This is a genomic window from Proteus terrae (assembly GCF_003144325.1).
GTDB lineage: Bacteria > Pseudomonadota > Gammaproteobacteria > Enterobacterales > Enterobacteriaceae > Proteus > Proteus terrae.
Window position 1 is genome coordinate 416,613 of the sequence record NZ_PENS01000001.1, and the last position, 25,178, is coordinate 441,790.

Annotated in this window: 22 protein-coding genes; 12 read left to right on the forward strand and 10 right to left on the reverse strand. The window is 36.7% G+C overall.

What is annotated here, in order from left to right; all coding sequences use genetic code 11:
* The first annotated feature begins 1 nt into the window (after position 1).
* Positions 2-754: a DUF3307 domain-containing protein gene (locus DK857_RS01780; protein ID WP_109401368.1), complete on the forward strand. Its 753-nt coding sequence runs from the start codon at positions 2-4 to the stop codon at positions 752-754.
* Positions 755-758: 4 nt separating this feature from the next.
* On the opposite strand, the gene DK857_RS01785 is transcribed toward DK857_RS01780, so the two are convergent.
* Complete coding sequence (locus tag DK857_RS01785) at positions 759-1,286, reverse strand: SMI1/KNR4 family protein (RefSeq protein ID WP_109401369.1); 528 nt, start codon at positions 1,284-1,286, stop codon at positions 759-761.
* Positions 1,287-1,423: 137 nt separating this feature from the next.
* Between DK857_RS01785 and DK857_RS01790 the strand changes: the two genes are divergently transcribed.
* From DK857_RS01790 to DK857_RS19310, 3 genes are all read left to right on the forward strand, one after another.
* The gene (locus DK857_RS01790; RefSeq protein WP_109401370.1) at positions 1,424-2,179 is read left to right on the forward strand and encodes a hypothetical protein; all 756 of its coding nucleotides are present in this window, start codon (positions 1,424-1,426) and stop codon (positions 2,177-2,179) included.
* 855 nt (positions 2,180-3,034) lie between these two features.
* Positions 3,035-6,880, forward strand: a complete 3,846-nt coding sequence (locus DK857_RS01795; protein WP_109401384.1) for an autotransporter outer membrane beta-barrel domain-containing protein — start codon at positions 3,035-3,037, stop codon at positions 6,878-6,880.
* Between the two features lie 356 nt (positions 6,881-7,236).
* A complete protein-coding gene (locus tag DK857_RS19310; protein ID WP_227003102.1) occupies positions 7,237-7,404 on the forward strand; it encodes a hypothetical protein in 168 nt (55 codons plus the stop codon).
* 177 nt (positions 7,405-7,581) lie between these two features.
* Here DK857_RS19310 and DK857_RS19315 read toward each other — a convergent pair whose 3' ends face one another.
* Positions 7,582-8,025: a hypothetical protein gene (locus tag DK857_RS19315; RefSeq protein WP_227003103.1), complete on the reverse strand. Its 444-nt coding sequence runs from the start codon at positions 8,023-8,025 to the stop codon at positions 7,582-7,584.
* Positions 8,026-8,352: 327 nt separating this feature from the next.
* Between DK857_RS19315 and DK857_RS01805 the strand changes: the two genes are divergently transcribed.
* Positions 8,353-9,546 (forward strand): cyanate transporter, encoded by a 1,194-nt coding sequence (locus DK857_RS01805; protein WP_109401371.1) that lies wholly within the window; start codon positions 8,353-8,355, stop codon positions 9,544-9,546.
* A gap of 92 nt (positions 9,547-9,638) precedes the next feature.
* On the opposite strand, the gene DK857_RS01810 is transcribed toward DK857_RS01805, so the two are convergent.
* Together DK857_RS01810 and DK857_RS01815 are read right to left on the reverse strand one after the other, a co-directional pair.
* Entirely contained in the window at positions 9,639-10,586 is a 948-nt protein-coding gene (locus tag DK857_RS01810) for a carbamate kinase family protein (RefSeq protein ID WP_109401372.1), read from the reverse strand.
* 323 nt (positions 10,587-10,909) lie between these two features.
* A complete protein-coding gene (locus DK857_RS01815; protein WP_109401373.1) occupies positions 10,910-11,644 on the reverse strand; it encodes a glycerophosphodiester phosphodiesterase family protein in 735 nt (244 codons plus the stop codon).
* Between the two features lie 174 nt (positions 11,645-11,818).
* Here DK857_RS01815 and ugpB point away from each other — a divergent pair, with 174 nt between their 5' ends.
* From ugpB to loiP, 5 genes are all read left to right on the forward strand, one after another.
* Positions 11,819-13,126 (forward strand): sn-glycerol-3-phosphate ABC transporter substrate-binding protein UgpB, encoded by a 1,308-nt coding sequence (gene ugpB / locus DK857_RS01820; RefSeq protein ID WP_109401374.1) that lies wholly within the window; start codon positions 11,819-11,821, stop codon positions 13,124-13,126.
* A 62-nt stretch (positions 13,127-13,188) separates the two neighbouring features.
* Positions 13,189-14,073, forward strand: coding sequence for a sn-glycerol-3-phosphate ABC transporter permease UgpA (ugpA, locus tag DK857_RS01825; RefSeq protein ID WP_109393098.1), 885 nt, complete (start codon positions 13,189-13,191; stop codon positions 14,071-14,073).
* Positions 14,073-14,921 (forward strand): sn-glycerol-3-phosphate ABC transporter permease UgpE, encoded by an 849-nt coding sequence (gene ugpE / locus DK857_RS01830; RefSeq protein WP_109393097.1) that lies wholly within the window; start codon positions 14,073-14,075, stop codon positions 14,919-14,921. The genes ugpA and ugpE overlap by 1 nt, the downstream gene beginning before the upstream one ends.
* Before the next feature lies 1 nt (position 14,922).
* Positions 14,923-16,023 (forward strand): sn-glycerol-3-phosphate import ATP-binding protein UgpC, encoded by a 1,101-nt coding sequence (locus DK857_RS01835; RefSeq protein ID WP_109401375.1) that lies wholly within the window; start codon positions 14,923-14,925, stop codon positions 16,021-16,023.
* Positions 16,024-16,519: 496 nt separating this feature from the next.
* Entirely contained in the window at positions 16,520-17,272 is a 753-nt protein-coding gene (loiP, locus tag DK857_RS01840; RefSeq protein ID WP_109393095.1) for a metalloprotease LoiP, read from the forward strand.
* 55 nt (positions 17,273-17,327) lie between these two features.
* Here loiP and DK857_RS01845 read toward each other — a convergent pair whose 3' ends face one another.
* The gene (locus DK857_RS01845) at positions 17,328-17,795 is read right to left on the reverse strand and encodes a MarR family transcriptional regulator (protein ID WP_109401376.1); all 468 of its coding nucleotides are present in this window, start codon (positions 17,793-17,795) and stop codon (positions 17,328-17,330) included.
* 119 nt (positions 17,796-17,914) lie between these two features.
* Here DK857_RS01845 and DK857_RS01850 point away from each other — a divergent pair, with 119 nt between their 5' ends.
* Both DK857_RS01850 and panM read left to right on the forward strand, forming a co-directional pair.
* Positions 17,915-19,102: an MFS transporter gene (locus DK857_RS01850; protein ID WP_109401377.1), complete on the forward strand. Its 1,188-nt coding sequence runs from the start codon at positions 17,915-17,917 to the stop codon at positions 19,100-19,102.
* Positions 19,103-19,113: 11 nt separating this feature from the next.
* Positions 19,114-19,533, forward strand: coding sequence for an aspartate 1-decarboxylase autocleavage activator PanM (panM, locus tag DK857_RS01855; RefSeq protein WP_109401378.1), 420 nt, complete (start codon positions 19,114-19,116; stop codon positions 19,531-19,533).
* A gap of 282 nt (positions 19,534-19,815) precedes the next feature.
* Here the strand turns inward: panM and DK857_RS01860 are convergent, their stop codons facing one another.
* The 5 genes from DK857_RS01860 to ftsY all read right to left on the reverse strand — a co-directional run.
* The gene (locus DK857_RS01860) at positions 19,816-20,988 is read right to left on the reverse strand and encodes a glycerate kinase (RefSeq protein WP_109401379.1); all 1,173 of its coding nucleotides are present in this window, start codon (positions 20,986-20,988) and stop codon (positions 19,816-19,818) included.
* A gap of 94 nt (positions 20,989-21,082) precedes the next feature.
* Positions 21,083-21,937 (reverse strand): RNA polymerase sigma factor RpoH, encoded by an 855-nt coding sequence (gene rpoH / locus DK857_RS01865; RefSeq protein ID WP_109393090.1) that lies wholly within the window; start codon positions 21,935-21,937, stop codon positions 21,083-21,085.
* Positions 21,938-22,303: 366 nt separating this feature from the next.
* Positions 22,304-23,281, reverse strand: a complete 978-nt coding sequence (gene ftsX / locus DK857_RS01870; protein ID WP_098941243.1) for a permease-like cell division protein FtsX — start codon at positions 23,279-23,281, stop codon at positions 22,304-22,306.
* Positions 23,274-23,939 (reverse strand): cell division ATP-binding protein FtsE, encoded by a 666-nt coding sequence (gene ftsE / locus DK857_RS01875; protein ID WP_023583735.1) that lies wholly within the window; start codon positions 23,937-23,939, stop codon positions 23,274-23,276. The genes ftsX and ftsE overlap by 8 nt, the downstream gene beginning before the upstream one ends.
* Positions 23,940-23,944: 5 nt before the next feature.
* The coding region (gene ftsY, locus DK857_RS01880) for a signal recognition particle-docking protein FtsY (RefSeq protein WP_109401380.1) at positions 23,945-25,178 on the reverse strand (1,234 nt) is incomplete at its 5' end.

Sequence of the window (25,178 nt, forward strand, 5' to 3'; positions counted from 1 at the left end):
TATGTATAATTTCGCACTTCTTATTTCTCTCTATATTGCTCATATTGCTTTTGATTTTTATTTACAACCTAAAGCATGGATAGAGGCGCGAAATACTCTACATTACAAATCTAAAGAGCTTTACTTGCACTCACTACTACAAGGTGGGATAACCTTTATTATTCTAGTTTTAATGACAGAGATAAGTTTTGGTTCTATTTTCATTTACAGTGTAATTGTATTAATAACACATTATCTTTTCGATCTTGGAAAATCCTATACTGATAACTCTTTAAAATGGTTTATTACTGATCAAGTTCTTCATTTATTCGTAATTACCTTTTTATGGATAATATTAATTGATCAAAATATTCAAATATTCCATGATCTTAGTTTTAAAAATATTAACTATAAATATTTGATTGTTATTCTTGCCTACATCATTATTTTAAAGCCAATTTCCATCCTTATTTATATGTTACTCAAGAAATGGACACCTGTCGCAGAAGAAGGCTCAACACTCGTTTCTGCTGGTCAATCTATTGGTTATTTGGAAAGAATACTTATTTTAACATTCATTCTTTTAAACCAATTTGCAGCAATTGGTTTTTTATTAGCAGCCAAATCTATATTTAGATTTGGTGAGTTACAGAATGACCAAGATAAAAAACTAACAGAATATGTTATGTTAGGTACGCTTATTAGCTTTAGCATCTCCATCCTTTTCGGGCTTGCCACGACATACCTAGTAACTCAATTACCCATAGGCAAATAACCCTTCAGTTGTTTGAAATGAACGTTATATTCTCTGATGGGAACCCTGCTGGAAATGACTGACAACGAATTCGTTTTGATAGCACACCTTCTAAAAATCCTGTCAGATTTTCTGCAATAAATTCTACTTCAGAGGCTCTGGATGGAATAATTGCTATTGTCCATAAACTGCTATCATTGGATGAAACAACCCAAAACAGAATATCTCCATTATCTGTCTCTCCAATAGGCAAAAGCCCATTATTTTTAGGGTACAGATGAAAAGTATAATAATCAGGATCAGCCTGTATTAACGAATCAAAATCCTTAAGGATTGCCTCTTTTTGTTGAAAAAAATTAAGATGTTCATTCTCACTAAATGGATTAAATAACGTAATAAAATTGGCTATGTGTCCTGAACCATATTGCGTGACAAATTCAATATAGTCTTGAGGAAAGGTGTATCGATTATCAATAAGTGGCCATTCCTTGTCTTCTCCTCGCTCTATCAGACATAAAGGTATTGGTAGCCACTGATTTAATGCTGTTAACATTCTATCCTCTTTGATTTGATTTCTATTTTATCGCTCCATTTATGGTATTTTATCTTTACCTTATTTTTATCATAACTTCGCTAATTTCTATCACTCTAGATACGTGATAAAAATCCGATACCAACAAGACGATAATCATGACAACACCTTCACGTACCATTACATTTATTGATAGCGCTTACCCTAAACCTCATAACATTGAAGAATTTGTCTGGTCTGGGCGATTAGATAAACATGGCCAACTTTGGTTTGATCTGCATCTTAGAAGTGCCAGTTACTATTTAAGTGAAGGTGAGGATTATCTTGATGATATAGACGAAGATGAGTTAGATGACGAGGAAGAATATACCAGCCTCGTTGATTGGCAATCTAGAATTGTCTGGGATAATTATCATCGTTGCACTCTCTCTTCAACATTTTGGTCAGATGAAAAAGGCATTTTACTGAATTCAGGCGAAGTTCCTTTTGATTTCGACAATTTTATCACGCACCAATTTAATCTTGATACTGCACCACAAATAAATCATTCTGAGGATGAGGATGAGCCAACAGAAATCTCCGCATTCAGTATTTATTTATTAGGACATGATGAGTGTAAAAATCATCAAATTCACTTCCAGCGTCAACAAAATAACACTTATCACATTAATTGGAGTGGAAAAATCGCGCTAACTTATGGGGGATTTGATGAGTTTATCCATCAATTTATTGCAAGATTAGAAAATATTTCTTTTGATGGTTTTTACTTCCCTAAATCATGGGGTTTAGATAAAGCGACGGTTGAATTTAAAAAAGTACTTTCTCATTTTGAACACTATAAATTCACATTAATTAACCCCAAAAGCCAAATAAAACAATGGAAATTGAGTTATATAGGTAAGACTCAATCTTAAATTGAATTATTTTTAATTCTAGCATCAACATTCTATTTAGATAAACATTTCTTTAATAAAAGGCAATGTTTATCTCTATCAAATAATTATAAATAGCACTTTATACTTCGTCCTTACGTTTGAACAAAAAACACCTAGTCGTATATTTAATATAAAACACTCATATAAAGACCATCTAAATAAGAAACACTTACACTAAATAAATATTCCGATATTCTTATTTGCATTCTTCAATTATCATTTTCCGATAATTAATCTTATAAACTCTCCACTGAATTAAATTCATAACCCGAAAACAAGCAAGAATAATCTTAAATAAATTATTTTTTTTGAGATTGTTCTCAAATGCTTAATTATGATATTTAAAACTTTTACACTCTGTAATCCCACTCTATTTTTTGCTTTTATTTTTCAGACTAAACCTCCCATTTTATTTTATTTATTTATTTATTTATTTATTAACAAAGGTAGCAGTACTTATAACAAAAGACACTACCTATTGATTTTGTTGTTATTTTTTATTTTTATTTGTGTTTTTTTAATTAATTATATTTAGTCTTTTTTTATATTTTATAAGGATTTTATTTTATTTTTTTGTTTTTAATTTTATCAAAAAAAAACAAATTATCTTAAAGCTAGCAATATTAATTTAACGAAAACTTAGATTAATTTAACTTAAAAATCACAATATCATCAAAAAAGTAAGAGTATGTGTGAGTAATATCACAAAACGTATTTTTTTATGGGGTTTGTTTTTTATTTTCCAATATTTTACACTAAATACGAGTAGTTAAGATTTCAATCAAACTCCATTATAAAATCAAATCAAAAATATCATTTAATTAGGATGTGTTAATGAACCATATTTATAAATTAATTTGGTGCATGGCAAGTAATTGCTTTATTGTTGTTTCTGAATTAGCTAAAGGTAACAAAAAAAGCATATCTTGTACCAAAAAAAAATCTCTTTTGACTGTAGCACTAATTAGTATATTACCAGTTTCAACCTCTTTTGCAGTTGAAAACGAAGTTCCATTAAATATTTCAGGGAAAAACCAACAGGTAGTTAACACATCTAAAATTAGTAATGTTAATATTACCAATAACATTACAATAGATAAAATAGGTAATGGTAAGCATGCGATTGAAGCAATTATTGATAATGCGACATCGACAGGAAATATTTCAATAAAAAACACTGGAAACCTGAAAACAAATGGTAACCATGCTTTTGGTATTTTTGCTGAAAATAAAGATGTGGGTGATATAAAGATTGAACACTCGGGGAATATATCCACAAATGGACTAGCAAGTCATGGTATATATGCCAAAAGTGATGCAGACGGTGCCTCACAAAAAATAAATATTGATGTGAAAAAATCAAACATTATGATTAATGACTCTTTAGCCACTAATGATAATGAAATTGCATATCATGTCTATGCTGAGCAAGATAATATCCAGTCTGGCGATGTTAATATTAATGTTAGCGATAGTAAATTATCAGGTATTAGTGGCGATTATGGCTCTACTGCAGTTTATATTAAATCCAAATCAGATAAAGGTAACCTGCTTGCTACATTAAATAATACAGATATTTCATTGGATGGCTTCAATGCGGATGGCGTTCACTTAGTGAATTTAAGTGATACATCTGCAGGGGATATCACCATAGAAACTAATTCTGGAAATATTGTTAGCAAAAATTCAGAGGGTAACGTTGAATATAATTATGCCCTTTTTGGTAACCAAAAAGGTAAAAATGCCACAGGTGATATTCGTATAACAAATAATGCAACAAATATCACAACAGGAAGTAAAGATAATGATAATGGCCGAGGTGCGATAGGTATACATGCTCTGTTCGATAGCCAAACTGCAAGCGGTGATATTGTTATTGATAACAAAGGGAATATTAATACGCTAGCAAAAGGTGATATGAATAATGGTATTTATACAAATAACGCTGGGATAGGTAATATCCTTATAAGTAATACAGGAAATATCACAACGAATGGAACAGCATCAAGTGCTATTCATTCACAGCAAGATAATGTTCAAGCTAAAAAAGATAGTGTGAACCAAATTAGTAACTCCGGGAAATTAGAGACACTGGGAAATTATTCTAGTGGGATTACTTTAATCAAAAAAAATGCAGGAAAAGTACTCGTTAATAATGAAGGGGATGCTGTAATCAAAGGAAGCTTCTCCCATGGCATCTATTTGGATACCCAAGGTGGAGATATCCAAGTTCAGTCATCTAAAGGGGACATTACAACAAGTGGTGATACTTCCCATGGAATTTTTGTAAATAATAAATCCGCTGCTGATAATACGTTAGTTATTAATAATAGTTCGAATATTTCAACAACGGGAGCAAGAACGGGCAGTAATAATTCTGCGGCAGCTATCCGTGTAACACAGGAAGGTGATGGAAAAATCAACCTCACTAACTCAGGAAATATTTCAACAAAAGGTATTGAAGCAAGAAATATCTATATTAATGCACTTGGAAATTCAGCTGTTGAAGTAAATAACAGCGGTTCATTAACATCTGAAAATAGCTCGGCAGTAGGTATTTACAGTCAAGGTGATGTGTTAATCACAAATAGCGGAAATATTTCTGCAAAAAACAAGGCAGATAGTAAGCAAGAAGTTTCAGGTCATGGTATCGAAGGTATTTCAAGAACAGGTAATATTACTATTCAGCATTTAGCTGGAGATATCACTGTTGAAAATAATGCAAAAAATCAGCAATCTCATGGAATTGTAGCTGGGGGCGGTACAAATACAGAGGTTGCTCGTAGTGCTGATATTCTTATTGGAAGTAAAGCAAATATCGATGCAACACAAGGGAACTCTGCTGTTTTCTTAAAAACAGTTAAAGAAGGTTCGGTCAATATAAACCAAGGAGCCACAGTTAAAGGTGGTAACGATGCTGGTGTTCATTTTGAGGTAGAGAATGGTGGCACTGGTAATTATGTTATCAATAATGCCGGTTTTATTAGTGCAAAAAGTGATAAAGCGATTAATGTGATTGGCTCTGATGCAAATAGTCAATTATCTCTAACTAATAGTGGCACTCTCCAAGGTGTTGTGAACGCCAATAATAAAACTGCACTTAATTTAGAAAACACAGGAACCTTTTTAGTTCGTAATCAAAATAATGAAACTAAAAATGTTGCTATTTCTCACTTTAATAATGGCACTATCAATAATACTGGCACGATTAAACTTTTAGCCGTTGATGGTATTAACAGCGATACTACAGGGGAATATGTTCCTCATGGCACATTAAGTAGTGCAGATTCTGGAATTGTGCATGGACAATTATTAGGCGTTAAGGAATTCAATCATAGTGGTGTACTTGATTTAACAGGTGCAGGGTTATCAGGTAATAGTTTTGTGATCAGTGGTGGCCAAGTCGCAGGGCAAAATGGAAATGGAACTTTCACAACCAATGGCGGAACCCTAAAAATGGCTACAACCTTGAATGAAGGTGGCCAAGAAAGCCGTAGTGATGTTTTAGTGGTTGATAACCTGAAAAAAGGTAATGACTCTACTAAAATTGACATCGTCATTGCTTCTGGAAGTAAAGAGATCGCCACTAAAGAAAATGGAATTCAACTTGTTAAAACATTAGGAACGCAAGATGCGGATGCATTTGAATTAGCAGGGCCCGTCACTTATGGTCGATATGAATACTTGTTATATGATGGGGATGCATCTGGGGTCAATGATGGTTATTACTTACGTAATCAATTGAAAAAAACTGATGAAAAAACACCTAACCCAAACGTAGGGGCTTATCTAGGTAACCAATACGCAGCGGCGAATATGTTTAATCAAAATATTCTAGATAGACGTGATAATGTTCAAGCTCCAGATCAAACAGTATGGGCTAGAATTAATTACAATCAGGTTAAAACCGATCATATTCGTGATACTCAAGAGCTCCAGATTGATAGTACCTTGTTACAAATAGGAGCCGATTTCTACCGCAATGAAGAAAAAGGTCGAGTCGCTGGTGCTTATGTTGGTTATGGATACAGCGATGTAGAAAACCGTTCCCGCTTAACAGGAACAAAGGCTGAGGGTGATGTAAAAGGTGTGCAACTTGGGGCGTATTATAGTTGGATGCCAGAAAAAGATAATGGCCCTTATGTTGATGTTTGGGGACATTTTGCCCATTACAACAATAAACTAAAAGGACAGGCTCAGAAAAACCAAGATAAAAAATATGATAGCTATGGTTTTGCGGTGTCTACAGAAGGAGGGTATTCCTTTATTGTTGAAGAAAATGATGTCAATAAATGGGTATTCAAGCCACATGTACAGTTAACGTATAATTATATTGATGCGGATGACTTTACTGATCATAACAACACTCGTTTTAGTCATAATAAGAGTGAAGGTGTTCAAACTCGATTAGGTGCTCGTTTTTATGGTAATAAACAGCAACCAAATGGGTTGTTACCATTTGTTGAAGCTAACTGGTTATACAACGGAATGGATAATGAAGTAGTTTTAAATGGTGACAAAGAAAGTAGTGACATCGGTAAAAATGTTGGTGAATTAAAAATAGGCTTACAAGGAAATGTGAATGACTCATCAAGCTTATTTATTCATTTTAATGTTCAAAAAGGTTCACATGATTACCAACAAATAGGTGGGCAAATTGGTTATAACTATAACTGGTAAATAGCTCATTCTGAATAAAACATCATTTTATATTGGAGCTTCCTATTAAATAGGAAGCTCTTTTTGTTTTATAATTAGAACTTAGCTAAAATTAGTCTTGTTTCTTTTAGGAAATAAAAGACAATTTTGTATCAAAATGATTATTCCACTTCAATTTTCTTCTCTTTTGTTGATTTAGCTATCGAGCATTAAAAGTAGGACTAATAAACCAATGAATCATCTTAATTGATGCCAATAATAATGACAGGCTAATAGTGATAACAGTGAGAGCTAATACCATTGGAAATGTAAGTGATAAATGGAAAAAAACTATTCCTTGTAAGAGGATAAAGCAAATGATGGGATGAATTAAATAAATGCCTAACGCATTATTGGCAATAGAGGCATATTTTGGAGTTGTCGGTGCAACGGAGATAATCCCGGCACTTAAAATAACACCAACCAATAAAGAGATAATATATGTTATTAAATTTACGATTAATATATTTAACTCTAATTTTTTTATAAAAAAAGAATTAACATAAGAATAATAATAAAGTATATATAGTGATAATAAGCTTAATAAAATAATAACAAGTGGAGATTTACCTTTAAATTTAGCTATGGCTCGTTGGTCTACTAAATAAGCAATAATAAAAAATGGGAAATATTGTACTATAGCAAAAAAAGTAGATAATTTGGTTTCATAACCTTTAGTTATATTAAGATAACAGTACACTCACAAATAAAAGAGATAATAATATTAGTTTATTATTTTTGATATAGGAAGGTAACAGTAGGAAAAAAGCTTGCCAAATTGGTGTCGCTAGAAAGAACCAGACACCATTTTGAGGAAAAATAAGGTAAGTGTTAAGATCGAATTGCCCTGAGTAATAGAGGGGTATCATATCAATAGTTTGAAAAGTACCATAAATTACTAAAGCAGCTAATAAATTATTACGCCAACTTTCCCATGTTCCTTTTTTACTGATAAAAGCAACAATAAAAACAAACATAGGAATTAATGTTAAATCGAATACATTAATCAATAATGAAAAGTCATGTATCTGACTTTGTTTCAAATAAAAACTAAAAACAATAAGAGAACTTAATATCAATTTTAATGTAGGCCAATAGGGTTGTTTAATTTCGTCCGTACTCAACATTAACTTACCTTGGTTATTTATATTCTTTTGTATAGAATAATAAACCAATTTACAGATTCCTGCTAACATTAATATAAGCGAAACTAAATATCCTCTAGATAAAATGACTTAAGAAATAACTGATAAAGTTGGTGTTCGAAAATATATTACTCAGAACCTAACTCAATATCCTATCGATAATGCCCGTTTCAACTTAAAGCAATCTCATTTTATCAATAGTATTAATGTTCTTTTAATTATCAGGCAATAAAATCTTTACTGTTACCATTTGTTTATACAAATATTGTCTATACAATAGGCAATATTTATGTTTATCAGGGAATTACAATGACTGCCTTACCAAGAAAAAAAACATGGCAGATAGTCCTCACTATTATTTTAGTTGGGATAAACTTACGCCCATTCTTAACCGGCCCCGGCCCTGTTATTGACAATATTATTGCCTCAACAGGAATGAGTTATAGTCAAGTCTCATTACTCACACTATTACCCATGCTTTTAATGGGAATAGGCGCATTAATCGTTCCCTTCTTACAACCTTATATTCAGGTACGTAAAGGGCTTTTAGTCGCAATGCTAATGCTTCTGATGGGCTCATTTTCTAGAGCCTATGTTTCTGATGGCAATCAACTATTACTGACAGCACTCTTTTGTGGTTTAAGCGTCGCCTATATTCAAGCGGTATTTCCCGGCATTATTAAAGGGTGGTTTAGAAATCGAACGCCTATCATGATGGGTTTATATTCCGCAATGCTAATGGGCGGAGGCGCACTTGGGGCGCAATTATCCCCTCTTCTTACTGCGAATTATGGGCATTGGCAAAGCGCTTTAGCGTGGTTTGCTCTCCCTGCAGGATTTGCATTTATCGCTATTCTTTTTTCAATTCAAAATAGTGCCTCATCTGCAAATAAAATATCACTGAATACCTTAATTTGGCGTCCTAGAACAGGATTGCTTATCTTAGGTTTTGGTTGCGTTAATGCAGGTTATGCCTCTGTTGTGACATGGTTAGCGCCGTTCTACCAATCGTTAGGAATGCCAAGCGCCCAAAGTGGCTCACTTGTCGCTATTCTTTCTCTTTTCCAAGCCTCTGCCGCTTTAATTATTCCTTTCTTAGCAGCTAAAAATCACGACAGGCGTTTTTGGCTTACGGTAACATTAATAAGCCAATTTATCGGTTTCGGTGCAATCATGACTATGCCAATGAGTGCCCCTTATCTTTGGAGTATTTTCTTAGGCTGTGGTTTGGGGGGATGTTTTTCCATGATGATGATTGTCGCTCTCGATCATATTCCTGATCCGGCACAAGCAGGTGCTCTATCAGCATTAATGCAAGGTGGTGGCTTTATTATTGCTGCTTTCGGCCCATTAGTTGCAGTGCTATTACGCCAGCCTGATGGAAGCTTTACTTATGCATGGGCATTTCATGCCATTTTAGTGATTGTGACTATAGGATTATTTGCACGATTAAATCCTCGTCATTATGCGAAAGCTTATCCCGCTAATCATCCTACTCAATAACGCCTTATATTTAAGACTCATATAAAATAAGCGCCCTACTACAAATAAGGCGCTTATCAAAGATAATAATTTAATACTACTTATGGAGATAATTAAGCAACGATATGTGTTCCGGTTTCACCTTTTAAGGCTGAAACCAATTTTTCAGGTGTTGTGATAATCACTCTTTTTCCACCAGCAGCCAAAAATGAGAGACTGGCTTCAATTTTAGGAAGCATACTGCCCGGAGGGAAATGCCCTTCATGCATATATTGTGTCATTTCTTCAACCGACGTTTCGCCTAATGCTTTCTGTTCTGGTTTGCCGAAATGAATACAGACTTTTTCAACACCCGTTGTGATGATAAGAATATCTGCTTGTAATTCTTTTGCGAGCAATGTTGATGACAGATCTTTATCAATAACTGCATCAACACTTTGGTAATTGCCACGCTCATTTTTGATAACTGGAATACCGCCACCGCCTACTGCAATCACGACATAGCCACATTCTGACAGTGATTTAATTGCTTTAGATTCAATAACATGTTGTGGAATTGGAGAGGCAACAACACGGCGATAACCACGACCAGAATCTTCAACGAAATGCCATTGAGGATTTTCTTGCTTTAATTGCATCATCTCTTGTTCTGAGAAAAATGCACCAATAGGTTTTGTTGGAGAAACAAAATTCGGATCGTTTTTATCAACTTCAACTTGTGTGATAAGAGTGATCGCTTGTTTATTTTGTTGAACACGAAGCTTATTCGTTAACGCTTGTTGTATTAAATAACCAATACCACCTTGTGTATCTGCAACACAGTTGGCTAATGGCGTTAACGGTAAACCTTCTTGCACATGTGCCACTTCTGCGCGACGTAAATCAAGCCCGACTTGTGGCCCATTACCATGTGTTAAAACAATATTATACCCTTCAGCCACCATATCACTAATATGGGCTGCAACCTCTTGTACTGCTTGTTCTTGATGAGCGATAGACTGGCTAGCATTGTCTTTAATAATACTGTTGCCTCCAATGGCAACAACAACGAGTTCTTTCATATTTCACTCTCAATTATATTATTGGCAATTAAAGTAGAAATAACACACCTCTACTCTTAGAGGTTGGGTTGATAAGGTCGCCATATTCGCTAACCATTTTCCCCATTTTTATTTTTAATGAGATAAACATTATTGTATTGAACAATATCTATTCATTAATTGCGCAGGATAATAGCAGAGAATGTAAAGAAAACATCTATTACTCAACGTTTCTCTTATTTAATTTCTATAAATGCAATGCACAAAGAAGGGAATGAAAGGCGTTATCAAACACATCAATAACGCCTTATTCAATACAAGTGGGCGGGATAGTTAGTACTTTTTTATTTTGCTATTTGATAAACATCCGGTTGATAAACATCAGGCATATCAGTAATTAGCATATCAACACCCCATTGCTCAAAATCTTTCACTTCTTCAGGATCATTCGGGGTATAACAATAAATTTCATAGCCTGCTTGTTTTAACAATTGCGCTTGTTCTTGCGTAAGGTATTTGTAATTACAATGCACACTAAAACCATCAATCGCTTTTAACGTTTCTAGCGCATTATCAGGGATCTCATCCCATAATTGCCCTCTACGAATAAAAGGCAGATATCGTTTCATAATAATAAGTGCATGTGTATCAAAAGAAGAAAATAGAATTTGCTCATTCGGAATATCTGCACTTTTTATCATGTCAGAAACCGCTAAACATAAACGATCAACATCATCATCGGGCCACGTTTTCAGCTCAATATTAAGCTTTGTTCCTGAACGCTTAATGAGCTGTAATCCTTGTCTTAAAGAAGGAATTTTCTCACCTTGATAGAGTGAACTAAACCAACTTCCTGCATCAAGGCGATGTAAATCATCTAAGGTATGAAAACGCACAGCACCTTGCCCATTCGTGCAACGATTAACTGTTTTATCATGAATAAGCACAGGAACATGATCCGCGGTTAATTGCACATCCGTTTCAATCCATTCGCACCCGAAATCAATCGCCATTTTAAATGCAGCCAGTGTATTTTCAGGGGCTTTTCCAGAAAAACCTCGGTGAGCAGCTATCTTCATTTCTCTCTCCTTTTCATTTGTGCCGACATCATGACAACCATTTATGACAGCAATTTGACAGTCATACCATCAATATATCTTCATTTAATTGTCACCCCTTTGTCATAAATAACATTTAGGGTAATTCGCAGATTAGATTGAACCTTTAACTTTCGATTAAAAAGGAAATTCTGCATGTCGATAAAATCAATAACAGGTCTTGCTGTTGCGATGACGTTATTTACCTCTCCTGCACACGCAAAAACACAAATTGAATGGTGGCATGCTATGGGAGGCGCGCTTGGTCAGAAAGTTAACCAAATCGCCTCTGATTTTAATGCCAGCCAATCTGAATATGAGATAAAGCCTGTTTATAAAGGTACTTACGCTGAAACAATGACCAGCGCAGTGGCTTCATTTCGTGCAAAAAACCAACCTGCTATTGTACAAGTATTTGAAGTGGGTACAGCCAGTATGATGGGGGCTAAAAAAGCCGTTTTTCCTGTTTATCAATTAATGGAAAAAACCAACGAGCCTTTTGATCCTAATACTTATTTATCAACTGTCACGGGTTACTACACCACCAGCGACGGCAAAATGATGTCGTTGCCATTTAATAGTTCAACGCCGGTGCTTTATTACAACAAGACACTCTTTAAAAAAGCAGGCATAGAACAGCCACCTAAGACATGGAAAGAGATGGAAGCTGTGTCTCAAAAACTGCTCGATTCTGGTGTTAAATGCGGATTTACCACCACTTGGCAATCGTGGACACAAATCGAAAACTTTGGTGCTCGCAATAATTTACCTATTGCTACCAAAAATAATGGTTTTGATGGCTTTGATACTACTTTCCTATTTAATAAAGCACCTTTCGTTGCGCATATTCAACAAATGGCAGATTGGTCGAAATCTAGTATTTTCAAATATGGCGGACGCCAATCTGATGCAATGCCTCTATTTTATACCCAAGAGTGTGCAATGGTAATGGAATCATCCGCGGGCTTTGCTGGCATTAAAGAGAACATGAAAGGTCTTGATATTGGTGTTAGCCAATTGCCTTACGACGATACTCTTGTACAAAAACCAGCAAATACCATTATTGGCGGAGCATCATTATGGGTTATGTCTGGGCGTCCAGATGCCGAATATAACGGTGTTGCCAAATTTTTCACCTATCTTTCAAGTCCTGAAGTTCAAGCTGATTGGCACCAAGCAACAGGTTATTTACCCGTCACTAAAGCGGCTTATGCATTAACACAGCAACAGGGTTTTTATCAGCAAAATCCAGGAGCTGACACCGCAATATTACAAATGACAACCTCAGAGCCTACCTCAAACTCAAAAGGATTACGCTTTGGTAATTTCCTACAAACTCGAGAAATCGTTGATGAAGAGTTAGAGAAAGTGTGGTCAGGAAAACAGAGTGCTCAAGTTGCATTAGATAATGCAGTTACACGAGGAAATGAGCAGTTACGCCGTTTTGAACGTACTCAACAATAGTCACTTGTATTAGGCGGGCAAAATAGCTCGCCTTCTATTTTTATCGATTTACTGGATATTGTATGGCTTCTCAATCCATTTATTTCAAACAAAAATGGTTACCTCTAGCGCTGATTTTTCCTCAATTAGCTATCACGCTTATCTTTTTTATTTGGCCTGCTGGGCAAGCTTTCTTTCAGTCATTCCAATTAGAAGATGCATTTGGACTGAGTCGAGAATTTGTCGGTTTTGAAAATTTTCATCGACTTTTTAGCAATCGTTATTATTTTGATAGTTTGATCACGACGCTTATTTTCAGTACTAGTGTTGTATTTTTATCTATGCTATCAGCGCTGGTTTTAGCGGGTATTGCCGAACAAATTTTGCGAGGTAAGCTGTTTTATCGCACCATTTTAATTTCACCCTATGCCATTGCCCCTGTTATTGCAGGCTTTCTTTGGTTATTTATGCTTGATCCCACGATTGGCGTATTAAGCCAACAATTAAAGAAAATAGGCATTAATTGGGACCCTGTACTGAATACACATCATGCTATGTGGATGGTGATTTTAACAGCGACATGGAAACAAGTGAGTTATAACTTTCTGTTTTTTCTCGCCGCATTACAATCTGTACCTAAATCACTTTTAGAAGCAGCCGCTATCGATGGTAGTGGCCCGATTAAGCGTTTTATAACGATCAGTTTTCCTTTAATTTCTCCTACCACCTTTTTCTTACTTGTGGTTAATTTTGCTTATGCCTTCTTTGATACTTTCGCCATTATTCACGCGATGACACAAGGTGGTCCCGGAAGTAGCACATCAACACTGGTTTATAAGGTCTATAACGATGGATTTGTGGGATTAGATTTAGGCTCTTCCGCCGCACAATCTGTTATTTTGATGTTTATTGTCGCGATCTTAACCATTATTCAATTTCGCTATGTTGAGAAAAAGGTGGCTTACTGATGGTTGAACGTAGACCTTTATTTCATGCTTTTTGCCACTTTATTCTTATTGTTGGCATTCTTTCTGTTGCATTCCCTGTCTGGATTGCACTTGTGGCAACAACACATCAAAACACCGAATTTGCTACTGGTTCTCCTCTTTGGTTTGGTACTGAAGGCTTCAATATTATTAAATCAATATTTTCACAAGCAGGCACTACGCAAAATAGCGCTATCTCAATTAATAGCATGTTATTGAATTCATTAATTATGGCGTTAGTGATCACCATCGGGAAATTAACGATCTCAATTTTATCGGCATACGCCGTCGTTTTCTTTCGTTTTCCGGGAAGAATGTTGGCCTTTTGGACTATCTTTTTTACGTTAATGCTACCTGTTGAAGTTCGCATTATGCCCACATTTGAGGTTGTCACTAATCTCAATATGTTGAACTCTTATGCAGGTTTAACCATTCCATTAATTGCCAGTGCCACAGCCACCTTTTTATTTCGCCAATTCTTTCTTACCATTACTCCTGAATTAATTGAAGCCGCTAAAATTGATGGTGCAGGCCCTATTAAATTCTTTTTCACCATCTTACTTCCTCTTTCTCGCACCAATATCGCCGCCCTATTTGTCATCACCTTTATTTATGGCTGGAACCAATATCTTTGGCCAATGTTGATCACAACAGATACTCACTACTACACCATTGTCATGGGCATTAAACAGATGGTTGCGGTTTCTGATGGTGTTGTTGAGTGGAATAAGATCATGGCAACCACATTAATTGCAATGTTGCCTCCCGTCCTTATTGTCATTTTGATGCAAAGAGCCTTTGTAAAAGGCTTTATTGATACGGAGAAATAACATGACAACCGTCACTCTCACAAATTTAGAAAAGTGTTATCCAAATGGTCATCAAGCTATTTCAAAATTAAATCTTTCTATTAAGCAAGGTGAAATGGTGGTATTAGTCGGCCCAAGCGGTTGTGGTAAATCGACTTTACTGCGAATGATTGCAGGGTTAGAAACCATTACACAAGGTGATTTATTTATTGATAATTTACGAGTTAATGAGCATGAACCTAGTGAACGTGATATTGCTATGGTGTTTCAAAACTATGCTCTTTATCCTCATATGTCGGTCTATAACAATATGGCATATGGCTTACGTAATCGAAAAACACCCAAAGCAAAGATTGAAGAACTCGTTACCAATGCCGCCCAAATGCTGGAGATCAACCATTTACTTGATAGAAAACCCAAAGAACTATCAGGTGGGCAGCGACAACGTGTCGCTATGGGAAGAGCCATCGTTCGTGATCCTAAAGTCTTTTTATTTGATGAACCTCTTTCTAACCTTGATGCCAAATTACGGGTGCAGATGCGTTTGGAGATCAAAAAATTACAGCGAAAACTCTCCACAACCTCTATTTATGTGACACACGATCAAGTAGAAGCGATGACATTAGCTGATAAACTGGTGGTTTTAAATCAAGGAAATATAGAGCAAGTAGGCACACCGTTAGATATTTATGAAAGCCCGGCCTCCGTATTTGTGGCTACGTTTATGGGCTCACCAGCAATGAATATCTTAGATACTCCGATTAATCATGGTGTGATTGAAGTCGCTGATGGGCATATTTCCGTTTCATCTCAGCACTTTCCTTATCAAGCCATTAAATTGGGTTTACGTCCTGAACATTTGATTATTAGCCATCAACATCCTCTTTTTCATGTTGATGTGGAGTTTATTGAAGCACTTGGTGCAGATGTTTTAATTTATGCAACCACTTGCGATAAACAGAAACAACCTCTCGTTATTCGTGCGCCAAACGATCATGGTGTGAAAATTGGCAATAAAATTGGTCTTACCATTCACCCGGAAAATCTTCATTTCTTTAATCAACAATCAGGGAAGCGCATTGATCGCCCTTTTATGCTTATTAATGAATTAATGGTGTCATAAAGCGCTGATATCACTTTATTCATTTTCGGTTTAATCTGAATAGCGATGTTTTAAACGTCGCTATTTATTTACCACCAAGCAATAAATATTAAAAATATAAAATTTGTCAGAATTAAACAAATAAAAATCATCTCTAAGCACACTGTTAGTTTCATATTATTCCAAATAAGTGAAAAACAAATTTACTCACTCTTAAAGTGAGTACAATTAAATGATTTATATAATATTTACATCAAGAAAACTTACCTTCTCAAGTTTAATTTATCAATTAATTCTCTTAAATTTAAAGAAGTTAAAATTATTAATCCGTTTTTTTCTTTCTATTAAGAAGATAAGAAATAATAAAATTATGCTGAAAAAGAGAAGAATATATATTGAGATAATATTTCTCACATAAAATGCTTATATTGCACCGATAGATAAGCGCTGTTATTCTTCTGCTCGAATTTAATCTGCAATTATATAAACTGCAAAGCAGAAAAGGACTTAATTAAAAATGAAAATTAAATTACTTGCTACGGTGATGGTATCAGCAGCGCTACTTTCTGGTTGCCAAAACATGAATACAGATATGCTGACCAAATCAGGGACTCAACTTTTCCAAGCAGCGACATTAAGCGATGACGATATCAAAGCGTTAACGAATGATGCTTGTAAAGAGATGGATGCACAAAATAAAGTTGCTCCAGCCAATAGCACTTACACCAAACGCTTAAATAACATCGCTAAAGCATTAGGTAATGAAGTTAATGGCACACCAGTAAATTACAAAGTTTACATGACTAAAGATGTAAATGCATGGGCTATGGCTAACGGCTGCGTGCGTGTTTACAGTGGTTTAATGGACATGATGACTGATAACGAAGTTGAAGGCGTTTTAGGTCATGAAATGGGTCACGTTGCTTTAGGTCATACCCGTAAAGCAATTCAAGTTGCTCACGCAACAGTTGCTGCACGTACAGCAGCAGCATCAGCAGGTGGCGTTGCAGCACAATTAAGTAGCTCACAATTAGCTGAAATGGGTCAAAAATTAATTAACGCCCAGTTCTCTCAGCACCAAGAATCAGAAGCTGACAACTTCTCTTATGATCTACTAAAAAAACGTGGTGTAAATACTGCTGGCTTAGTTACAGGCTTTGAGAAACTCGCTAAATTAGGTGGTGGTGATTCAAGTATGTTTGATTCTCACCCACCGTCAAAAGAGCGTGCGGATAATATCCGTAATCGTATCGCTGAAGATAAGAAATAATTATCTTGCCCCTATATCTCATGGTATGGGGGGTTTCTCTTTTCAAGTTTATCTGTTACGAATGACGAAAACGCCCCACAACATCGCTAAGAAAGCGTTTAATTGCCATTCTCTCTTGTTGGTCATATTGCTCAAATAACGCAGACCATTTTTCTTGAGATTGTTGATGTAACACCTCATGAGCATGAAAAAGACACTCTCCCTCAGCTGTTAAGATAAAAAATATTTCTTTTTGATTATCTGCCAACTTTATTTTTTCAATAGCTCCCTTCTTTTGTAGGCGACTACAAATTTTTGAGACAGCCCCTCGTGTCATAGACATATATTCACTGATGGTTGTGAGATTTCTCATACTCTCTTCACCAATACAATGGATCACATGCAACTCTGTAAGTGAATAATTATCTAACCCATTCTCTTCTAATACTTTTTTATGGTTACTATCAGCTCGCTCATCTTTAAGATGCAAAAAATCACTTAATCCTTTTAGTAAATCTTGTGTTGTGACATTCTCTTTTGCCATTTTGTTTCCTTGGAAAAAATATTTTATAAAATAGTATCAAAAGTATTTACAACAATCAAAATATCGCTATTATCTATTTTGTTTCCATGGAAACAAAATAGATAACAAGAGGCAATGTAATGAAATTATCAATCCGCAGTTTGTTTTATCTCATTTGCTTTAGCGCACTATTAAGCTCTTTAGCACAAAATATTTATACCCCTGTACTTCCCTTGATCCAACAGCAATTTAATACCACGTTATCACTGGTTAATCTGACAGTATCTGCATTTACTTTTGCGATGGCTGTTATGCAACTATTTTATGGTTCATTGATTGATAAATGGGGAAGAAAACCAATTTTACTCAGTGGATTAGCCGTTTCTATTGTGGGTGCATTGGGTTGTATTTGGTCTGACTCTATAAACTTATTAATTTTTTGGCGTGTGATCCAAGCTATCGGTATTGCAGCCATTCCCGTGGTTGCTGCTACTATTCTTGGCGATCTTTATCGAGGAAACGATCGCGCAAAAGCAATGGGATCGTATCAAATGCTATTAGCATTAGCGCCTGCCTGTGGCCCATTATTAGGGGGATATTTAGCGCAACATTATCAATATCAAGGCATTTTTATTTTCTTAGCGGTTGTAGGTATCATATTGCTTATTACTCATCTCTTTTATTTACCTGAAACACGTCCTGAACAGAAAGAAACCTTTAAAAGCTTATCGGCAATGCAACAAGTGCTCACCGCGCCTGCGGGTAAATCCGTGTTTGTCATGAGTTTTATGGTGTTTTATAACTATTTTTGCCTCTTGGTATTTTTACCTTTGATTGCCTTTCATCTCTATCAGTTAAACAGTACTGAAATTGGTGGATTATATGTACCAATGTCGATTGCGCTTATTTTAGGTAGCTATCTCTATCGTAAAGTTTGCCATCTATTTAGTGTTGAATATGGAGTGATATTCACCTCTTGTATCAATTTGATTATGTTGGCGTTATTTGCACTATTTTGGCAAATCTCACTACCAATAATGCTTGGTTTAACCGTGTTATATGGGCTTTCTTTAGGCTTAACCATGCCAACGCACACGACATTATTAGCAAGTTATTTTGGCTCGATGAGAGCAACTGCAATGGGGATTTATAACTTTATTCGTTATTGTGGAATGGCTGCTAGCCCTATGATTTCGGTCTATTTTGTGACTGACAATAATTATGAGTATGTCTTTTATTCTTGTGTGATCTTAACGAGTTTGGCATTGTGTTTCACCATTAAGACCTTAATGTCTTCATTAAAAGAAAAAAAACAAACTGCAAACTAACAGGATATTTAATGAAACTGACCATTGAAAAACTGACACAACTCTCAGAACAAGACCGTATTGATTTAGGCAAAATTTGGCAAAATGTACGTTATCAATCAGCCCTAAAAAACGAGATCAACAACGAAAATGTACTCTTTGCCGCTAGATTTAATGAGCGATTATTAGCGGCTTGCTGGGTTAAATTATCGGATAAAAAAGCGGTTATTACTGACTTTATGGTCAGAGAAGTGACACGCCGTCGCGGTGTTGGGCATTATTTACTGACACAATGCTTATCTACCTATCCTGATATTCACCATTGGCAGGCAATAAGCTTATCAGCGGAAGAAAGCGGGTATGATATTGCACATGCTTTTTTAGTACATCATCAATTTAGTGCATCACCACAATCTGAGCTTTATGTTTTAAATAATTCAAGGTGTAGCTAGGCGACAAACGAATGAGTCGCTAGGAGCATACATAAGTATGTAGCTAGTACGAGTGAGTGTAGTCAACAACGCTACAACTTGAATAGACACAAACAGATATCAAGGTGTAGCTAGGCGACAAATGAACGAGTCGCTAGGAGCATACATAAGTATGTGACTAGTGCGAGTGAGTGTAGTCAACAACGCGACAACTTGAATAGACACAAACAGATACTCTAAATAATTCAAGATGTAGCTAGGCGACAAATGAACGAGTCGCTAGGAGCATACACAAGTATGTGACTAGTGCGAGTGAGTGTAGTCAACAACGCTACAACTTGAAGTATGACGAGTAGTATAAAGTCTAGCTACATTATAAGCCGTCTCACTCAAATTCTTTTGCGCATCATGAAGTGCATCAGCTAGTGTAGAAACACCCGGTACAATAGAGAAAACAGCATCAATACCCTGCTGATGAACTACATCATAATCAGGTAAATAGCCACCAACCAAAGCAATAACTGGAAGGTGGTATTTTTTTGCAAGCAAAGCAACGCCTGTTGGCGTTTTACCTTGTGCCGATTGGCTATCCATTCGACCTTCACCTGTTATTACCAAATCCGCATCAATTAACTGTTTTTCTAATTCAACAGCGTTAGCTACCAATTCAACGCCTTGCGAAAGTGTTGCTTGCGTAAATGAAAGCAAAGGTAAAGCTAATCCTCCTGCCGCACCACTTCCTGCAATATTGATAAGACTACGTTGCGTCATTTTCTCAAGATAAGTACCAAAATGGTGTAATGCATTATCAAGTTGCGCAATATCGTCTTTGGTCGCTCCTTTTTGAGGACCAAAAATAGCGGATGCCCCTTTCTCTCCACACAACGGATTTGTTACATCGCAGGCAATCTCAATTTCAATATTTTTTAGTTTAGGATTAAGAGTCGTGATATCAATAGAGTGAAGTTGTGCTAATGCGAGTCCACCAAAAGGCAAAGATGTACCAAACTTATCTTTAAGACCTAGACCGAGCGCTTGCATCATTCCTGCACCCGCGTCATTTGTGGCACTTCCACCTAATCCCAATATGATTTTTTTAACGCCCATTTCAAGTGCAGCATTAATTAATTCACCCGTACCATAACTGGTCGTTAAATTAGGATCACGTTGAGATGAAGGAATAAGATGAAGACCTGAAGCTTGTGCCATTTCAATCACAGCAGTGGTGTTATCCCCTAAAAGCCCCCAATTTGCAGTTACTTGTTTACCTAAGGGTGAACACACTGGTGTCGATATAAAACGGCCTTGCGTTGCATCCACCAGCGATGTCACTGTTCCTTCGCCGCCATCCGCCATAGGAATACAACAATATTGCGCATTGGGTAAATAACGTGAAAATCCCTGTTTTATTGCCAGCGCAACATCTTTCGCACTTAAACTTTCTTTAAAAGAATCAGGGGCGATAACTATTTTCACGTTTTTTTCTCCAAGCAATAAAAAAGCGATATTTTCATATCGCTTTTATAACATACTCTACTTTATGAGAGAGTGTGCTTGGTCTGAAATGTGATTAATCTTCAATCGCTAAACGCAATTTCTTCATCGCATTTTTTTCTAATTGACGGACACGTTCAGCAGAAACACCATATTTTGTCGCCAAGTCTTGCAATGTCGATTTGTTATCATCATCTAACCAACGAGCACGAATAATATCTTGGCTACGTTCATCAAGAGTTTCAATTGCTAACGTGAGTTTATCCGTTGCATGGTTATCCCAATTATCTTCTTCAATGCTGTCGGCAAAATCAGAAGACTTATCTTCTAAGAAGAGTACAGGGGCGATAGAATGTGAATCATCACTATCATCAGCAGTCATATCAAATGCCATATCTTGTGCTGACATTCGTGATTCCATTTCTCGGACATCACTTTCTGATACGCCTAACTCCCTTGCAACAAGTTCCACTTCATCTTGATTAAACCAACCTAAACGCTTTTTATTTTTTCGCAGATTAAAAAACAGTTTACGTTGTGATTTTGTAGTCGCGACTTTCACGATACGCCAGTTACGTAACACATATTCGTGAATTTCAGCTTTGATCCAATGCACAGCAAAAGAGACCAGTCGAACACCCACTTCTGGGTTAAAACGACGAACAGCTTTCATCAGACCAATATTACCTTCTTGGATAAGATCAGCTTGTGGTAAGCCATAACCTGAATAGCTGCGAGCAACATGAATAACGAAGCGCAGATGTGAAAGGATAAGCGTTCTTGCCGCATCCAAGTCACCATCATAATGCAGCCGTTCAGCGAGTTCCTTTTCTTCCTCTGCGGTTAACATCGGATAGGAATTGGCTGCACGTATATACGCTTCGATGCTGCCTTGCGGAACCAATGCTAAGGATTGCATTTCTTTTGTCATTCAAATCCTCATAAAAATCAAATAAATAATTAAAATTAATGCTGTAAGGGAAAGTAGATGAGCCTTCTAAATATAGCTTAAATAGGAAGTCAGTTAAGGTTTTTTACGATGTGTTTTTATCATAACGACTATTTGACCAGCATAAAGACTAAAGGTTCATCTCGCATCTATGTTTACATATCTTTGTACTTTTCTATCACCGAAGCCAATATGACAGTTGCCTTATCATAGAAAAGAGTGCACGCATTATTATGCCAGAGACGGGGCGTCGATAAAATGGCTGGGTGACGATATTAACGTAACCCAGCTTGATAAAAAATATCTTCTCAGTATTTAGAGAATAAGTATAAAAACGCTCTAATTGATTTATTCTGGAGTGAATTGACGTAAATGTTGCATTGTCGTCAACCATGCAGCAAGCCAACCAATTGTCATAGCAACAAGAATAAGAATGATAGATTCATCAAAACCTAATCCTGAAATAGAAAATGAAGTCCCAAACACGGTCGCGGCTTGAGTAACCACATCAGAGAGCTTCCACACCAATAAAGCTGAAAAGATCAGGGCAAATACGGCACCAATAAAGCCTAGAATTAATCCCCAATTAAGGAATGGACGCATAATAAAGCCGTCAGTTGCACCAATAAGTTTCATCACATTAATGGTGTCACGGCGACTGAAAATATTGAGACGTACACTGTTACCAATCACCAGTAACAAGGCAACAACCATCAATGTACCAATCACCAAGGCGATTTGCCCAACTAATGATGTCAACGTTGAAAGCCGAGAAAACCAGCTATCATCCATTCTTACTTCATCAACTCCGGGGATTTTCGCTACTGTATCACGCAAATTCACCATGAGTTGTTGATCGCTAGGCTCCATAACGGGTGTCACAATCGCCACCGCAGGTAATGGGTTTTCTTCTAACATATCTAACGCACTGCTAAAGCCAGCCCAAGAACGAAATTCCACCAAAGAATCTTGTCGCGAAAGGTAGTTAACATCTTCGACTTTTTCTAAGGCTTCAATTTTTTTGATTGTGGCTTCAGCTAATGAATCATCAAGAGATTTATCAAGATAAACAGTTAATTGTGGTGTTGGATACCATTGTTCTGCCGCTGTTGAGACATTCTTCCACACAATATAAAAGATGCTAGGCAAGGTAAGAGATATCGCAACAACCATTACCGTTAAAAAAGAGGAGAGCGGTTGGCGTAAAAAATCAGCCATCGTATTACGCCATGCATAGCGCCACTGTTCGCGTCTTCCCCCTTTTAGCGCCTTGGTTTTTGCACCCGGCGTTGGCATTGATTTACGGGAACTTTTTGCTTTAGCCATTTTGCCCTCCCACCATTCTGCCTTGCCCTAATGTAAGAATGCGATAATTTCTACGTTCTATCAGCGACATATCGTGCGTCGCCATTAACACTGTTACACCAACACGGTTGAACTCTTCAAAAAGGCGCATGATCCCTTCTGAAAGCTCACCATCGAGGTTACCTGTTGGTTCATCTGCGAGTAAAACAGTCGGTTTATTCACAACAGCGCGCGCAATACCGACACGCTGTTGTTCACCACCAGAGAGTTGTATAGGATAGTTTTTGGCTTTATCCAATAGTCCCACTTTATCTAAAGCGGCTGAAACTCTTCGTCGAATATCCTCTTCACTCGCACCAGCAATAATCAGGGGAAGAGAAACGTTGTCATAAACCGTTCTGTCCATCAATAAGTGGTGATCTTGGAAGATCATCCCAATTTGACGGCGAAGAAAAGGGATCTCACTATTTTTGAGTCTACTGATATCGTGACCAGCAAACCAAATAGCGCCATCACTTGGGCGTTCTATTCCACAAATTAACTTAAGCAATGTACTTTTACCGGCACCAGAGTGACCCGTTAAAAAAGCCATTTCACCAGGGCGAAGATGAAAATCAACCCCCTGTAATGCTTGTCTTCCACCTAAATAAGCCTTGCTGACGTGTTCGAAGCGGATCATTAAAACTACTCCTCGCGGGCAAACAGAGCCTCAATAAAATCGTCGGCCTTAAACGGACGTAGATCTTCAATACCTTCACCTACCCCAATATAACGGATAGGAATACTAAACTGATCAGCAATGGAGAAGATAACGCCCCCTTTTGCTGTACCATCGAGTTTAGTCAATGTTAATCCAGTTAGCCCAACTGTTTCATTAAAGAGTTTTGCCTGACTAACTGCATTTTGTCCGGTACTTGCATCTAACGTCAGCATCACCTCATGTGGTGCTTCTTCGTCTAATTTTTTCATAACACGAACGATTTTTTTCAGCTCTTCCATTAAATGGGATTTATTCTGCAATCGTCCTGCGGTATCAGCAATAAGAACATCGACACCTTTTGCTTGGGCTGACTGAATTGCATCAAAAATAACAGATGCAGGATCAGCACCAGTATGTTGTGCCACAACAGGGATATTATTACGCTCCCCCCAAACTTGTAACTGTTCAACCGCTGCTGCACGGAATGTATCACCTGCAGCTAACATGACAGATTTACCTTCAGCTTGGTATTGTCGCGCTAATTTTCCGATTGTGGTTGTTTTACCAACGCCGTTAACGCCAACCATTAAAATAACAAAAGGTTTTTTACCTTCAATATTTAATGGTTTATCGACTTTACTTAAAATATCGCCCATCTCTTCACGTAATTTACCGTAAAGGGCTTCAGCATCTTTAAGATCTTTATGAGTGGCATGTTTAGTCAGACTAGTGATGATTTTAGTTGTGGTTTCCATACCCACATCTGCAATTAAGAGTTGCTCTTCTAACTCTTCAAATAGCTCATCATCAATTTTCTTACCCCGAAATAGACCAAGAAATCCTGAACCTAAGTTTTGGCGAGTTTTCAGCAAGCCTTTTTTCAGTCGGCTAAAGAAACCTTCTTTTTTAGGTTTCTCTTGTTCAACAACTTTATCTGCCAGCACTTCTTCGCGTAAAGATTCAATATCTTCAGCTTCTGCTTGCGCAATAGCGAGACGTTCGTTTTCTTCTTGCGCTAGACGTTCTTGCTCTAGGCGCTGCGCTTCTTCTTGCGCTAGACGTTGAGCTTCAGCTTCTTGAGCTAGACGAGCTTGTTCTACACGCTCCGCTTCTTGGCGTTGTGCTTCTAAGCGTTCTTGCTCCGCCTTAAGTTCGGCTTGGCGCTGTGCCTCTTCTTGCGCTAGACGTTGAGCTTCAGCTTCTTGAGCTAGACGAGCT

What these genes read in the sequence shown, in the direction of transcription:
- DK857_RS01785 (WP_109401369.1), bottom strand. Translation starts at nt 1,286, where the DNA reads ATGTTAACAGCATTAAATCAGTGGCTACCAATACCTTTATGTCTGATA.
- ugpE (WP_109393097.1), top strand. Translation starts at nt 14,073, where the DNA reads ATGGTTGAACGTAGACCTTTATTTCATGCTTTTTGCCACTTTATTCTT.
- DK857_RS01815 (WP_109401373.1), bottom strand. Translation starts at nt 11,644, where the DNA reads ATGAAGATAGCTGCTCACCGAGGTTTTTCTGGAAAAGCCCCTGAAAAT.
- DK857_RS01795 (WP_109401384.1), top strand. Translation starts at nt 3,035, where the DNA reads ATGAACCATATTTATAAATTAATTTGGTGCATGGCAAGTAATTGCTTT.
- loiP (WP_109393095.1), top strand. Translation starts at nt 16,520, where the DNA reads ATGAAAATTAAATTACTTGCTACGGTGATGGTATCAGCAGCGCTACTT.
- ugpA (WP_109393098.1), top strand. Translation starts at nt 13,189, where the DNA reads ATGGCTTCTCAATCCATTTATTTCAAACAAAAATGGTTACCTCTAGCG.
- DK857_RS01850 (WP_109401377.1), top strand. Translation starts at nt 17,915, where the DNA reads ATGAAATTATCAATCCGCAGTTTGTTTTATCTCATTTGCTTTAGCGCA.
- DK857_RS01835 (WP_109401375.1), top strand. Translation starts at nt 14,923, where the DNA reads ATGACAACCGTCACTCTCACAAATTTAGAAAAGTGTTATCCAAATGGT.
- DK857_RS19315 (WP_227003103.1), bottom strand. Translation starts at nt 8,025, where the DNA reads ATGTTGAGTACGGACGAAATTAAACAACCCTATTGGCCTACATTAAAA.
- DK857_RS01810 (WP_109401372.1), bottom strand. Translation starts at nt 10,586, where the DNA reads ATGAAAGAACTCGTTGTTGTTGCCATTGGAGGCAACAGTATTATTAAA.
- DK857_RS01780 (WP_109401368.1), top strand. Translation starts at nt 2, where the DNA reads ATGTATAATTTCGCACTTCTTATTTCTCTCTATATTGCTCATATTGCT.
- DK857_RS01790 (WP_109401370.1), top strand. Translation starts at nt 1,424, where the DNA reads ATGACAACACCTTCACGTACCATTACATTTATTGATAGCGCTTACCCT.
- DK857_RS01805 (WP_109401371.1), top strand. Translation starts at nt 8,353, where the DNA reads ATGACTGCCTTACCAAGAAAAAAAACATGGCAGATAGTCCTCACTATT.
- DK857_RS01845 (WP_109401376.1), bottom strand. Translation starts at nt 17,795, where the DNA reads ATGGCAAAAGAGAATGTCACAACACAAGATTTACTAAAAGGATTAAGT.
- DK857_RS19310 (WP_227003102.1), top strand. Translation starts at nt 7,237, where the DNA reads ATGCCTAACGCATTATTGGCAATAGAGGCATATTTTGGAGTTGTCGGT.
- ftsE (WP_023583735.1), bottom strand. Translation starts at nt 23,939, where the DNA reads ATGATCCGCTTCGAACACGTCAGCAAGGCTTATTTAGGTGGAAGACAA.
- ftsX (WP_098941243.1), bottom strand. Translation starts at nt 23,281, where the DNA reads ATGGCTAAAGCAAAAAGTTCCCGTAAATCAATGCCAACGCCGGGTGCA.
- ugpB (WP_109401374.1), top strand. Translation starts at nt 11,819, where the DNA reads ATGTCGATAAAATCAATAACAGGTCTTGCTGTTGCGATGACGTTATTT.
- rpoH (WP_109393090.1), bottom strand. Translation starts at nt 21,937, where the DNA reads ATGACAAAAGAAATGCAATCCTTAGCATTGGTTCCGCAAGGCAGCATC.
- panM (WP_109401378.1), top strand. Translation starts at nt 19,114, where the DNA reads ATGAAACTGACCATTGAAAAACTGACACAACTCTCAGAACAAGACCGT.